Origin of the sequence: Sphaerotilus natans (assembly GCF_900156335.1) — a bacterium.
Taxonomy (GTDB): Bacteria; Pseudomonadota; Gammaproteobacteria; order Burkholderiales; family Burkholderiaceae_C; genus Sphaerotilus; species Sphaerotilus natans.
This window is the reverse complement of sequence record NZ_FTMZ01000009.1, coordinates 68,819-81,751: the sequence shown is the minus strand read 5'-3', so window position 1 is coordinate 81,751 and position 12,933 is coordinate 68,819. Positions and strand designations below refer to the sequence as shown.

Below are 12,933 nucleotides of genomic sequence, written 5' to 3'. Positions count from 1 at the left end.
GCGGGGAGCGATTCGCATGGAGGCCCTGATGCACGCCCCCCGTCTGCCTGCCTCGGTGCAGGCCCCAGCCGCCGTGGTGATGGTGCGACCGCACCGATTCCACCCCAATCCCGAGACCGCGGCCGACAACGCCTTCCAGAGCGGCGCGTGTGGCGCGTCGGCCGAGACTGCCCGCATTGCCCGCCAGGCCCGCGACGAGTTCGACGCGGCGGTGCACCGGCTGGAGTCGGCCGGCGTCACCGTGCACCGCTTCGACGACGACGGCCGCCACGACACGCCCGACGCGGTCTTCCCGAACAACTGGTTCTCCACCCATGCCGGCGGCCGGGTGGCGCTCTATCCGATGTGTTCGCCCAACCGACGCCGCGAGCGCCGCGCCGACATCATCGAGTGGCTCAAGCGCTACTACCGCGTCAGCGACGTGGTCGATTACAGCGGCCACGAGCCCGATGACCGCTTCCTGGAAGGGACGGGCGCGATGGTGCTGGACCAGGTCGGCCGCCTGGCCTGGGTGGCGCGCTCGCGGCGGGCCGATCCGGTGCTGCTCGAGCGCTTCTGCGCCCAGTTCGGCTACGAGCCGGTGCTCTTCGACACCGCCGACGCCGACGGCCGGCCGGTCTATCACACCAACGTGCTGATGTGCATCGCCACCGACTTCGTGCTGGTGGGCGCCGACCTGATCGCCTCGCCGGGGCAGCGCGCCGAGGTGCTGCGCCGGCTGCACGACAGCGGCCGCGACATCATCACGCTGAGCGAGGCACAGATCCGCGAGTTCGCCGGCAATGCGCTGGAGCTGTCCACCCGCGAGGGCGGGCGCCGGCTGGCGCTGTCGGCGCGGGCGGCTGCGGCGCTGACCCCGGCGCAGCGCCAGCGCATCGAGCGCAGCGCGCCGCTGCTGCCGCTGGCGGTGCCGACGATCGAGCGCGCCGGCGGCTCGGTGCGCTGCATGCTCGCCGGCATTCACCTGGCGCCGCGTCCGTCGGGCGCCTGAGCGGCGTGCCGGGCCTGCCCGCGGCATCATGCGCGGGAATCTGCCGAGGTCCGCCGATGAATGCTCCCGCCGCCCCGATCGATCTGCTGCTGTCGCGACTGCTGGCGCTGGCACGCGACGAGCGCCAGCCGCCGTGCGGCTGCATCCGCGCGGTGCAGGGCCATGCGATCAGGTCGGCTGAGCTGGGCGGGCCGCTGCTGGTGCTGCCGCTGGTCGGGCACAAGCGGCTGCGCGACGGCGAACTGCGGCTGGCTGTCGGCTCCGGCGAGCTGCTGCTGGTGCCGGGCGCGCGTCAGATCGACATGGAGAACCTGCCCGATGCTGCCGCGGGTGAATACATCGCCATCGGCCTGGTGGTGCCAGAGCCGGTGCGCGAGGCCGCACGCCGGCTCTGGCGCGCGCCGCCGCCGGGGCAGCCCGGCGTGTCGGCGGTGCTGACGCTGGGCACGCACCCGGAGCTGGCCGAAGGCTGGCTGCAGTGGGCGCTGGCCGTCGAGCAGCGCCGCACGCTGCAGGCCGATCATGCGCTGCTCGGGCTGGTGCTGAGGCTGTGCGAGCTGGGCCACGCCGGCCTGCTCGCGCCGGTCGAGCTGCGGCTGGCCGCACGCATCCACGCGATGGTCGCCGAGCGCCCGGCGCGGGACTGGAGCTCCGACGACATCGAGCGCGCCACCCATCTGAGCGGCGCGACGCTGCGCCGGCGCCTGGCCGACGAGGGCACCAGCCTGCGCCGGGTGCTGGTCGAGGCGCGGCTGGCCTGCGCGCTGCAGCTGCTCTACACCACGCGGCTGCCGGTCAAGACGGTGGCGCAGCGCGTGGGCTATCGCTCGGTGTCGAGCTTCGTGCGCCGCTTCGGCGAGCGCTACGGCGTCGAGCCCTCGCGCCTCGGCCTGGGCGTGCCGCTGCCCGAGCCGCTGGCGGCCTGAGCACCGGGCCTGAGCGTTTCGCGCACGACTCTGAGCGCTGCACGCACGTCGGCCCGCCTACGCTGTCGACATCGATGTGCCGACCCTCCCAGGAGAGATTCCGATGACGATCATGCCGAAGACGACGAAGAAGACCACAAGATTCCCGCTGCGCCGCGCCGTGGCCGCCGCGCTGCTGCCGCTGGTCGCGCTGGGCGCGACGCTGGCCCCGCTGGCCGAGGCGCAGGCCGCGCCGCCCGCGCAGCAGCGCAGCCAGGTGCCGGGCTACTACCGCGCCGCCTTCGGCGACTTCGAGGTCACCGCGCTGTTCGATGGCGTCGTGCCGCTGGCGCCGGGGCTGCTCAAGGGCCTGGCCGCCGACGAGATCCAGACGCTGCTGGCGCGCATGTTCCTGGAGAGCACGCCGGGCGTGCAGACCGCGGTCAACGCCTTCCTGATCCACACCGGGCAGAAGCTGGTGCTGGTCGATGCGGGTGCCGCGTCGTGCTTCGGCCCGACGCTGGGCCGCATCCAGGACAACCTGAAGGCCGCCGGCTACCGGCCCGAGCAGGTCGACACGGTGCTGCTGACCCACATGCACGCCGACCACCTCTGCGGCCTACGCGACGCGCAGGGCCGTGCGGCCTTCCCGAACGCGACCGTGCGGGTGGCTGAACGCGATGCCGGTTTCTGGCTCGACGAGAAGATCGCCGCCGGTGCGCCCAAGGAGATGCAGGGCTTCTTCCGGATGGCGAGCGAGGCGGTGGCGCCTTACCGCGAGGCCGGCCGGCTGTCGACCTTCGCGCCGGGCGAGGTGCTGCTGCCCGGCGTCACCGCGATGGCGACGAACGGCCACACGCCCGGCCACAGCTCCTTCCTGGTCGAGTCGCAGGGGCGCCGGCTGCTGGTCTGGGGTGATCTGGTGCACTCGCATGCGGTGCAGTTCGCACGGCCGGCGGTCAGCATCGAGTTCGACACCGATCCGGCGCAGGCGATCGCGACCCGGCGCAAGGTGTTCGAGCAGGCGGTGCGCGAGGGCTGGTCGATCGCCGGCGCGCACCTGCCCTTCCCCGGCCTGGGCCGGGTCGGCCGCGAGGGCGAGGCCTACCGCTGGGTGCCGGCCGAGTACGGTCCGCTGCCGGCCGCGACGGCGCCGTCGTCGCGCTGATCTGCCGGCTCGCCCAGCGTCAACGTCACCGCCAGACCGCAGCCGTAGGGCGAGGGGCCCAGGCTCAGTCTGCCGCCGTGCGCACGCGCCACCAGGTCGGCCAGCATCAGGCCCAGGCCGGTGCGGCCCTCGTAGGCCTGGGTGTCGAGCGCCTGCTGCAGCGCCTGCAGCCGCGCCGGCTCGATGCCGGGTCCGTCGTCGATCAGACGCAGGCCGGCGTCGACCGACTCGACGCTGACCTGGCGCGCGCCGTGGCGCACCGCGTTGTCGAGCAGATTGGCCAGCGCGGCGGTGAGCAGGTCCGCATCGGCGTACAGGGGTTCGGCGCGTGTCGGTCCCTCCGTCGTGAAGGCCGGGGCAAAGTCCAGCCGCAGGCCCGGCATCGGGATGTCGGCCAGCAGCTCGGCGGCATCCACCGGCCGGCGCTCGATGTCCACCCCGGAGCGGAACAGCGTCAGCAGCGCGGTCACCACCCGCGCCAGCCGCGCGGCGGCCTCGCGGGTGCGCTGCAGGCGCTGGTGGGTGCCGCTCGCCTCCGGCGGGCATTCGCGCAGGGCCACCGCCAGCTGCGCGTCCATGCCGGCCAGCGGGGTGCGCAGCGCGTGGGCCGCATGCGCGACCACCGCGCGCTCCTGGCGGATGCGCTGCGCCAGGCGCCGGCCCAGCTCGTCGATCGCGTCGCGGATCGGCTGCAGCTCCACCCGCTCGGCCGGCGGCAGCGCGGTGCCGCTGTCCATCGGATCATGGTGCTGCACCTGCGCCGAGAGCTGGTCGAGCGGCAGCAGCTCGCGCCGGGCGCGCCGGCGCAGCGCGGTCGCGCCGCCGACGCCGACCAGCAGCGCCGCCACCAGCGTGCCCAGCGTGACATCGCCCAGCGCCTCCAGCCGCTCCTCGCGCGACTGGGCGACATAGAGAATGCGCCCCTCGCGGCCGAGCGCCAGGCCATAGACCCGCCAGCCCTCGGGCGAATGGCTCAGGCCTTCGCGGTGGCGCGGCAGCAGCGGCTCGGTCGGCGCCCGCGACGAGCGGATCACCACATGCTCGCCCCGGTCGACCACCTGCCAGGAGAAGCGGCTGCTGCCCGGCGCCAGCGAGACGGTGGCCGCGGCCTGCCGCAGCACCGCGTCCTGGGTGGCCGCATCCGGCAGCAGGCCGGAGATCAGCCCGGCCGAGGCGATCAGCGCGTCATCGAGCAGCTCGTCGACCTCGTGCTCGACCACCAGCCAGACCGCCAGCGCCGCCAGCAGGCCCCAGGTGACGGCGATCCACAGCAGCGCCGACGACAGCCGGGCACCGATCGACTGCACTGCGGCGGCGGTGCGGCTCATGCCGTCGCCAGCCGGTAGCCCATGCCGCGCACCGTCTCGATCAGCTCGCGGCCGAGCTTGCGCCGCAGCGCCGAGATGTGCACCTCCAGCGCATTGCTGACGACCTCGGCATCGTTGCCCAGCACCAGCGCGTCCAGATCGGTCTTCGAGACGATGCGCCCGGCGCGCAGCACCAGCGCCTCCAGCACCGCCCATTCGCGCGCGGTCAGCTCGACGCGCCGGCCCTCGAGCCGGGCGGTGCGCCCGCTCAGCTCGATCTCGACCGCGCCGATGCGCCGCACGTCGCTGGCGCTGCCGGCCGAGCGGCGGCAGACCGCACGCAGCCGCGCGGCCATTTCCTCCGGCTCGAAGGGCTTGACCAGGTAGTCGTCGGCACCGGCGTCCAGGCCGTTGATGCGGTCGCCGAGCCGGTCGCGCGCGGTCAGCATCAGGATCGGCGTGCTCAGGCCGCGCCGGCGCAGCGTGCGCACCCAGTCGATGCCGGAGCCGTCGGGCAGCTGCCAGTCGACCAGCAGCGCGTCATAGGGCTCGCCGGCCATCAGCATGGCGTCGCCGAGGCGCTGGAACCAGTCGACGCCGTGGCCTTCCACCCGCAGGAAATCGCGCAGGCCTTCGCCGAGGATGGGGTCGTCTTCAAGAAGGAGCAGTCTCATGACGCGCGACGCTAGCATTTCCGCCCCCGCTGCGGGGCGATGTCCCGGCGGGCGGCTGCACCTTCACGCAGGTTCAGGCTGGCTTCATCGGTGCTCGGCGCAATCGGGCGCCCTGGACATGTCGACTGCATGAATCTTTCCGCCTTCTTCGCTCTTCCCGCCCCGGTGCGGCTGCCGCCGTCCTGGCGCCGATCGTGGTCGGCGGAAGGGCTGCTGCTGGCCATCAGCGTGTTCTTGCTCAGCGCCAACTCCGCCTTCTTCCGTCAGGCGCTGACCGGCCGCTCGCTCGGTGATCCGTCCTCCTGGGGCTGGGGTCTGACGCTGGCCGTGGCGCTGCTGGCGCTGAACTTCCTGGTGCTGGGCCTGATGTGCCACGGCCGGCTGCTCAAGCCGGTGGCGGCGCTTCTGATCCTGCTCGCCGCTGGCGGCTCCCACTTCATCGCGACCTTCGGCATCTATCTCGATCCGTCGATGCTGCGCAACGCGCTGCGCACCGATCCGGCCGAGGCCGGCGAGCTGATCGGCCTGGCGCTGCTGGCCAGCCTGCTGTTCAAGGGCGTGCTGCCCGCGGCGCTGATGTGGCGGGTGCCGCTGCGCCGGCTGCCGTTCTGGCGCGCGCAGGGCCGGCGTGCGCTGTGGCTGCTGGGCGCGCTGCTGCTGCTGGTGGCGGCGATCCTGGTCGAGTTCCGGCCGCTGTCGTCGATGATGCGCAACCAGCGTGATCTGCGCTATCTGGTCACGCCGGCCAATCTGGTCTGGTCGACCGGCAGCGTCGTCGCCGCCGACCTCAAGGGCGCGGCCAAGCCGCGCCAGGCGATCGGTCTGGACGCCGCGCCGGGGCCGCGCATGAGCGCGCGCACCCGGCCGATGCGCGTCGTCCTGGTCGTCGGCGAGACGGCCCGCGCCGCCAACTGGGGTCTGAACGGCCACGCGCGCCAGACCACGCCGGAGCTGGCGGCCGTGCCCGGCCTGATCAACTTCCCGCAGGTGTCGAGCTGCGGCACCAACACCGAGGTCTCGGTGCCGTGCATGTTCGCGCCGGTGGGCCGACGCGACTACGACGAGGCGCGCATCCGCGGCAGCGAGTCGCTGCTGCATGTGCTCGCGCGGGCCGGCGTCGAGGTGCTGTGGCGCGACAACCAGTCCGGCTGCAAGGGCGTCTGCGACGGCCTGCCCAGCCAGGAGATGGTCCAGATCAACCCGCCGGGCCTGTGCGCCGACGGCCGCTGCCTCGACGAGGCGCTGCTGGCGGGCCTGGACGAGCGGCTGGCCCGCGCCCAGGGCAGCGGCCTCATCGTGCTGCACATGCTCGGCAACCACGGCCCGGCCTATTTCCGCCGCTACCCCGAGCGCTTCGCCCGCTTCCAGCCGGCCTGCCCGAGCGACGACCTGCGCCAGTGCGACAGCACCGCCATCGCCAACGCCTACGACAACGCGCTGCTCTACACCGACCATGTGCTGGCGACGCTGATCGTGCGGCTGAAGGCGCAGGCGCAGTCCGACCAGGTCGACACCGCGATGATCTATCTCTCCGACCACGGCGAGTCGCTGGGCGAGTCGAACCTCTATCTGCACGGCCTGCCCTGGGCGATCGCGCCGGAGGTGCAGAAGCGCGTGCCGATGGTGATGTGGTTCTCCGACGGCCTGGCGCGCCAGGAGCGGATCGATCTCGACTGCCTGCGCCGGCGCGCCGCGCAGCCGGCCGCGCATGACCATCTGTTCCACACGCTGCTGGGCCTGCTCGACGTGCGCACCGCGCTGCACGAGCCGGCGCTGGACCTGCTGGCCGGATGCCGCCGCTCGTGACGCCCACACCCATGGCCGTGCACCGGCGTGACCTGCAGATTCTGCTGGCGACGCTGCTGGCGGTGCTGGCCTGGGATGCCTCCGGGCTGGACCTGACGGTGATGCGCCTGCTGGGCGATGCCGGCGGCTTTCCGCTGCGCCAGGCCTGGTGGACCAGCACGCTGCTGCATGACGGCGGCCGCCGGCTCGGCTGGGTGCTGCTGGCGCTGCTGGCCGTCGATGCCTGGCGGCCGCTGCTGGCCGGGCCGTCGCGCGCCGAGCGCCGCCGCTGGCTGGCGGTCACGCTGGCCGCGGCGCTGCTGGTGCCGGGCCTCAAGCGCATCAGCACCACCAGCTGTCCCTGGGATCTGACTGAGTTCGGAGGTCAGGCGGCCGCACCGGTCCTGCATGTCTCGCACTGGGCATGGGGCGTGTTCGATGGCGGGGCCGGCCACTGCTTTCCGTCCGGCCACGCGGCCGGCGCCTTCTGCTTCCTGAGCGGCCATTTCCTGCTGCGTGCGCACCGGCCGCGGCTGGCGCGGGTCTGGCTGGCCGGCACGCTGCTGGCCGGGGCGCTGTTCGGGCTGGCGCAGACGCTGCGCGGCGCGCACTACCCCAGCCACACGCTGTGGAGCGCCTGGCTGTGCGCCGCGCTGTGCGTGGTGGCTCAGCGCAGCGCCACCGCCAGCGCGACCGACAGCACCAGCGGCGCGATCGCGTTGCCGAGCAGCACGATCGACGCCACCCGGTCAGGCTCCTGAGCGTAGCGTTCGGCGAACATGTAGTTCAGCACCGCCGGCGGCAGCGCGCCGTAGATCAGCAGCATCGCCTGCTCGCGCTCGGGCAGGCCGAAGGCCAGCGCGGCCAGCCAGGCGACGCCGGCACCGGCCAGCGGCCGCAGCAGTGCGCCGGCCAGACCGAAGCCGACCGCGGCGATGCGCGAGTCCGCCAGCCGCACGCCCAGTGCCAGCAGCATCAGCGGCACCGCGATGTCGCCGACCATGCGGATCGCGGTCATCAGCGGCGGCCACACGCCCAGGCCCGACAGGCTGACCGCCACGCCCGCAAAGGCCGCCAGCACCGAGGGCGAGCGCCAGGCGTCGACCAGCCGCGCGCGGTGATCCAGCAGCCAGACGCCGAAGGAGAAGTGCACCAGATTGGTCACCGCGAACATCACCACCGCCGGCGCCAGCGCCTCCGGGCCGAAGGCCAGCACCGCCAGCGGCAGGCCAAGGTTGCCGCTGTTGCAGAACATCATCGGTGGCACCAGCGTGCGCGGGTCGATGCCGCGCCAGCGCGCCACCGCCCAGCCCACGCCGCCGCTGCCGGCCAGCACCGCCAGCGTCGCACCCAGCAGCGGCAGATCGTCGGCTGGCCGGACCTCGCGCCCGGCCAGCGCGGCGAAGACCAGCGCCGGGGTGAAGACCTCCATGTTGAGCCGGTTGGCCTCGGCCAGGTCGGGTCGGTAGCGCCGGCCGACGAGATAGCCCAGCGCGGTGATCGCGAAGAGCGGGAACAGGATCGAGACGATGCGCATCAGCATGGCGCCACGATAGGCGCATCCCGCCGGCTCTGCCCGACCGGGTGTGCTGCCCGGACAACACTGGCCCCGGTGTCCGGGCGTGACGCATCACACGAATTCTCGTCCGGCACCTGATTTGCGGGGGGCATCTCGCCAGCCGCCTGACGCTCGGTTACTGATATGTCACGGACTGTTGCCGAAAATGCAAAAGCATCGGGCGTGAACGGGAGTTCGCGCGGCAACAGGATTTGGAGAAGATCGTGGAAGAACGACGACAGCGGCGCCCCGGGCGTCTGCCGATCCGCCTCGCGGCCCGCGCGGCGACCGCACTGGGGGGCCTGCTGCTGGCGGGCGCCCCAGCCGTCGCCCAGACCGGCACCACCTTTCTGATCGATGGCGTGCCCTACACCAGCGCGCCTTGCGCTGCCGAGTGGGGCACCTGCTATTTCCAGGGCACCCGCCGCATCGCCTACGGCATTCCGGGCAAGTGGCTCTACCGCTATGCCACCGGCAGCCAGGCCTGCTCCAGCCCGGCCTTCGGCAAGGATCCGGCCTTCGGCAAGAAGAAGTTCTGCTACGCCACCGCCTCGACGGTGCTGATTCCGCCGACCACGCCGTATCCGGCGCCGCTGACGCCCGCGCAGAAGCAGGCCGCCCGGCTGCTGAACCAGGCGACCTGGGGAGCGACCGCCAGCGAGATCGCCCGGGCCGCGACGATGACGCCGGCCGCCTGGATCGACGACCAGCTGGCCCGGCCGCTGAGCACGCCCAGCCACTTCGACTATGTGGCGATGAAGGGCCCGCTGGGCACCTCGGAGCACATCAACGCCTTCATGGAGAGCTTCTGGTCGCAGGCGGTGACCGGCCAGGACCAGCTGCGCCAGCGCATGACCACCGCGCTGGCCGAGATCTTCGTCACCAGCGCGGTCAACAGCGGCATCGACACCCAGCCGGCCGCGCATGCCGCCTACATCGACCTGCTGGCCCGGCACGCCTTCGGCAACTACCGCCAGCTGCTCGAGGCGGTGTCGCTCAGTCCGGCGATGGGCATCTACCTGTCGCACATGAACAATCAGAAGGAAGACGCCGCCACCGGCCGCCTGCCCGACGAGAACTATGCGCGCGAGGTGATGCAGCTCTTCAGCATCGGCCTGTGGCAGCTCAACCAGGACGGCTCGCGCCAGCTCGACGCCAGCGGCAACCCGATCCCGACCTACGGCATTCCCGAGGTCATGGGCATGGCCAAGGTCTTCACCGGCTGGACCTTCAACGGCGTGCGGGCCTGGAACGCGCCGATGATGAACAACCCGGCGATCACCTCGACCTCGGCCAAGGCGATCGTCAACGGGGTGGTGATCCCGGCCGGCACCGACGGGCCGACCTCGCTGAAGATCGCGCTCGACACGCTGGCCAACCATCCGAACGTCGCGCCCTTCATGAGCGAGCAGCTCATCAAGCGCTTCGTCACCAGCAATCCGAGCCGCGCCTACGTGGCCCGGGTCGCGGCGGTCTGGGCCAACAACGGCCGCGGCGTGCGCGGTGATCTGGCGGCGGTGCTGCGCGCCATCCTGCTCGACACCGAAGCCCGCAGCGACACCATGCTGGCCGATGCCCGCCACGGCAAGCTGCGCGAGCCGATGATCCGCTTCGGCCACTGGCTGCGCGCCTTCAATGCCCAGCCGAACGACGGCGTCTGGACGATCTGGAATCTGGAAGATCCGGTGACCAGCCTGGGCCAGAACCCGCAGCGCTCGCCCAGCGTCTTCAACTTCTTCCGGCCCGACTATGCGCCGCCGGGCCCGATCCTGAGCGCCGGCCTGACCGCGCCGGAGTTCCAGATCACCCACGAGACGACGCTGACCGGCTACAGCAACTTCATGTCCTACCTGGCCGAGCGCGGCTTCGGCGGCAAGATCCTGCCGAGCTACAGCCGCTACGAGGCGGTGGCCGACAACGCCGAGACGCTGCTGAGCCTGCTCGACCTGGAGCTGACCGCCGGGCAGATGAGCGCCTCGACCAAGGCGACCATCACCGAGGTGATGAACACCCTGCCGGTGACGCTGCCCAACGCCCGCCGGCTGCGGGTCTGGAAGGCGGTCTATCTGGTGATGACCTCGCCCGAGTACGTGGTGCAGCGCTGAACGCGCGACGGACAGGACCCTTCCCCATGAGCTACATCCACAAGCATCTGGCCCGCCGCGACTTCCTGCGCCGCACGGCCCTGGCGACGGCCTGGGCCGGCACGCCCTTCGCCGCCAACCTCGCCGTCATCGGTGCGGCGGCAGCGCAGACCGCCGGCGACCACAAGGCGCTGGTGTGCATCTTCCTGCACGGCGGCAACGACAACAGCAACACCATCGTGCCGGTCGAGTCGAGCGCCTACTCGCGCTACCTGAGCGCCCGCCCGGCGATCGCGCTGCCGCAGGCCACGCTGCTGCCGCTGACGCTGAGCGGCTTCACCGGGCCGCAGCTCGGCCTCAATCCGGCGCTGGCGCCGATCCGGCCGCTGTTCGATGCCGGCCGCTGCGCCATCGTCGCCAATGTCGGCACGCTGGCCTGGCCGACGACGCTGACCCAGTACAAGAACCGCACGGTGCAGACGCCGCTGGGCCTGTACTCGCACTCGGACCAGCAGTCCTCCTGGCAGACCGGTCTGCCGACGCGGGCCTCGACGACTGGCTGGCTCGGCCGGGTCGCCGACATGACCAGCAGCGCCTACAACGCCGGCGCGGGCGTGTCGATGTGCATGTCCCTGGCCGGCAACAACATCATGCAGGCCGGCGCCTCGGTGGTGCAGTACCAGGTCACCACCCAGGGCCCGGTGGTGATCGAGACGATGAGCCCCGGCCACTGGCGCCACGATCCGGCCATGGCGACGGCGATGAACAAGTTGCTGACCGAGCCGCGCAGCCACATGCTCGAGCAGGCCTACACCACCATCGGTGCGCGCTCGATCGCCACCGGCCAGCGCGCCAAGGAGGCGCTGGCGTCGGTGCCGGCCCTCGCGACCGTGTTTCCGGCCAACGGTCTGGCCGCGCAGCTGCGCATGGTCGCGCAGCTGATCGCCGCGCGCAGCGGCCTGGGCCACCGGCGCCAGATCTTCTTCGTCGCTCAGGGCGGCTACGACTTCCACGACAACCTGCTCGACAACCAGGCGCTGCGCCTGGGCGAGCTGGCCAGCGCGATGGCCGCCTTCCACGAGGCCACCGTCGAGCTGGGCGTGGCCTCGAACGTGACCACCTTCACCGCCTCGGACTTCGGCCGCGGCCTGCAGTCCAACGGCCGGGGCTCCGACCATGGCTGGGGCAGCCATCATTTCGTCATGGGCGGCGCGGTCAACGGCAACCGGCTCTACGGCCAGTGGCCGACGGTGGCGCTGGGCGGGCCGGAGGATGTCGGCCAGGGCCGGCTGCTGCCGACCACGCCGGTCGACCGCTATGCGGCGACGCTGGCGCGCTGGTTCGGCGCCTCGGCCTCCGACCTGACGACGGTGCTGCCCAATCTGTCGCGCTTCGTCACCGCGGCCAATGCGCCGCTGGGCTTCCTGCCGGTCAGCTAACGGCCGGGTGGGGCGGCTCGGCCCTGATCAGCCCTAGCCCTGCTGCGCCCAGCGCCGCCACAGCGCGGCGATGTCGGCCGGCGAGGTGCGGCAGCACCCGCCGATCAGCCGCGCGCCCGCCTCCGACCAGTCCATCGCCTGCGCGTCGAAGGCGCGGTGCGCGCACTCGGGGCCGGCGCGCCAGACCTTGGCCTGCGCGTCCCAGACCTCGCCCGCGTTCGGGTAGACCAGCACCGGCCGCTCGGTGCGGGCGCGGATCGCGCGCACCAGCGACGCGATGTGCTGCGGCGCGGTGCAGTTGACGCCGATCGCCACCACCGAGGCGAAGGGCGCCAGCGCCCCGGCGCAGTCGCCGATCGGCTCGCCCTGGCTGGTGTGGCCGCCGTCACGGCAGGAAAAGCTGATCCAGCCGCGCAGGCCCAGCTCGTCCATCAGCCGCGCCAGCGCGCGCGCCTCGGCCAGGCAGGGCAGGGTCTCGCAGGCCATCAGGTCGGCGCCGGCGGCCTTCAGCACCTCCAGGCGCGGGCGGTGGAAGGCCATCAGCGCGGCCTCGTCCAGGCCGTAGTCGCCGCGGTATTCCGAGCCGTCGGCCTTCATCGCGCCGTAGGGGCCGACCGAGGCGGCCACCAGCGGCGCAGGACGCCGGTCGTCGCCTGGGCGCTCGCGCAGCCACTGTGCGCGGGCCTCTTGCGCCAGTTCGACCGAGCGCCGCATCAGCGCGGCGGCGGCCTCCGCGTCCAGGCCGCGCCGGGCGAAGCCCTCGAAGGTGGCCTGGTAGCTGGCGCTGGTGGCGACATCGGCGCCGGCGCGGAAGTAGTCGAGGTGGACCGCGCGGATCAGCTCGGGCTGCTCGATCAGCAGCCGCGCCGACCACAGCGCGTCGCGCAGGTCGGCGCCGCGGCGCTCCAGCTCGGTGGCCAGCGCGCCGTCGAGGATCAGGTGCGGGCGCCGCGCCAGCCATTCGGCGATCGGATCGATGGGCTCGGCGGCGGGCGGCGTCGGGGTCAGGGGCGAGGTCATGG

11 protein-coding genes are annotated in these 12,933 nt (G+C 72.6%); 7 read left to right on the top strand and 4 right to left on the bottom strand.

Annotated elements, in window-relative coordinates; genetic code table 11:
• The first annotated feature begins 28 nt into the window (after positions 1-28).
• The 3 genes from ctlX (at position 29) to BW996_RS10035 (ending at position 3,064) form a co-directional block, all read left to right on the top strand.
• Positions 29-991 (top strand): citrulline utilization hydrolase CtlX, encoded by a 963-nt coding sequence (gene ctlX, locus BW996_RS10045; protein WP_037482449.1) that lies wholly within the window; start codon positions 29-31, stop codon positions 989-991.
• A 56-nt stretch (positions 992-1,047) separates the two neighbouring features.
• Positions 1,048-1,917 carry a helix-turn-helix transcriptional regulator gene (locus BW996_RS10040; protein WP_051631969.1) on the top strand — a complete coding sequence of 290 codons (870 nt, stop codon included), beginning with the start codon at positions 1,048-1,050 and terminating at the stop codon, positions 1,915-1,917.
• Positions 1,918-2,020: 103 nt separating this feature from the next.
• Positions 2,021-3,064: an MBL fold metallo-hydrolase gene (locus BW996_RS10035; protein ID WP_051631968.1), complete on the top strand. Its 1,044-nt coding sequence runs from the start codon at positions 2,021-2,023 to the stop codon at positions 3,062-3,064.
• On the opposite strand, the gene BW996_RS10030 is transcribed toward BW996_RS10035, so the two are convergent.
• Together BW996_RS10030 and BW996_RS10025 are read right to left on the bottom strand one after the other, a co-directional pair.
• The gene (locus BW996_RS10030; RefSeq protein WP_076458868.1) at positions 3,001-4,392 is read right to left on the bottom strand and encodes a sensor histidine kinase; all 1,392 of its coding nucleotides are present in this window, start codon (positions 4,390-4,392) and stop codon (positions 3,001-3,003) included. The two genes, BW996_RS10035 and BW996_RS10030, sit on opposite strands and share 64 nt — an antisense overlap.
• On the bottom strand, positions 4,389-5,045 hold the full coding sequence (locus tag BW996_RS10025) for a response regulator transcription factor (RefSeq protein ID WP_037478331.1): 657 nt from the start codon (positions 5,043-5,045) through the stop codon (positions 4,389-4,391). The genes BW996_RS10030 and BW996_RS10025 overlap by 4 nt, the downstream gene beginning before the upstream one ends.
• Positions 5,046-5,174: 129 nt before the next feature.
• Here BW996_RS10025 and BW996_RS10020 point away from each other — a divergent pair, with 129 nt between their 5' ends.
• Positions 5,175-6,851, top strand: coding sequence for a phosphoethanolamine transferase (locus tag BW996_RS10020; protein ID WP_051631554.1), 1,677 nt, complete (start codon positions 5,175-5,177; stop codon positions 6,849-6,851).
• Positions 6,848-7,591 (top strand): phosphatase PAP2 family protein, encoded by a 744-nt coding sequence (locus BW996_RS10015; protein WP_241461825.1) that lies wholly within the window; start codon positions 6,848-6,850, stop codon positions 7,589-7,591. Before BW996_RS10020 ends, BW996_RS10015 begins: the two co-directional genes overlap by 4 nt.
• Here BW996_RS10015 and BW996_RS10010 read toward each other — a convergent pair.
• Complete coding sequence (locus tag BW996_RS10010; RefSeq protein WP_037478334.1) at positions 7,498-8,373, bottom strand: AEC family transporter; 876 nt, start codon at positions 8,371-8,373, stop codon at positions 7,498-7,500. The two genes, BW996_RS10015 and BW996_RS10010, sit on opposite strands and share 94 nt — an antisense overlap.
• A 239-nt stretch (positions 8,374-8,612) precedes the next feature.
• Between BW996_RS10010 and BW996_RS10005 the strand changes: the two genes are divergently transcribed.
• Both BW996_RS10005 and BW996_RS10000 read left to right on the top strand, forming a co-directional pair.
• A complete protein-coding gene (locus BW996_RS10005; protein ID WP_162177947.1) occupies positions 8,613-10,493 on the top strand; it encodes a DUF1800 domain-containing protein in 1,881 nt (626 codons plus the stop codon).
• 26 nt (positions 10,494-10,519) lie between these two features.
• Positions 10,520-11,911, top strand: coding sequence for a DUF1501 domain-containing protein (locus BW996_RS10000; RefSeq protein ID WP_037478335.1), 1,392 nt, complete (start codon positions 10,520-10,522; stop codon positions 11,909-11,911).
• A 33-nt stretch (positions 11,912-11,944) separates the two neighbouring features.
• On the opposite strand, the gene mmuM is transcribed toward BW996_RS10000, so the two are convergent.
• Complete coding sequence (gene mmuM / locus BW996_RS09995) at positions 11,945-12,931, bottom strand: homocysteine S-methyltransferase (RefSeq protein ID WP_051631556.1); 987 nt, start codon at positions 12,929-12,931, stop codon at positions 11,945-11,947.
• Positions 12,932-12,933 lie beyond the last annotated feature (2 nt).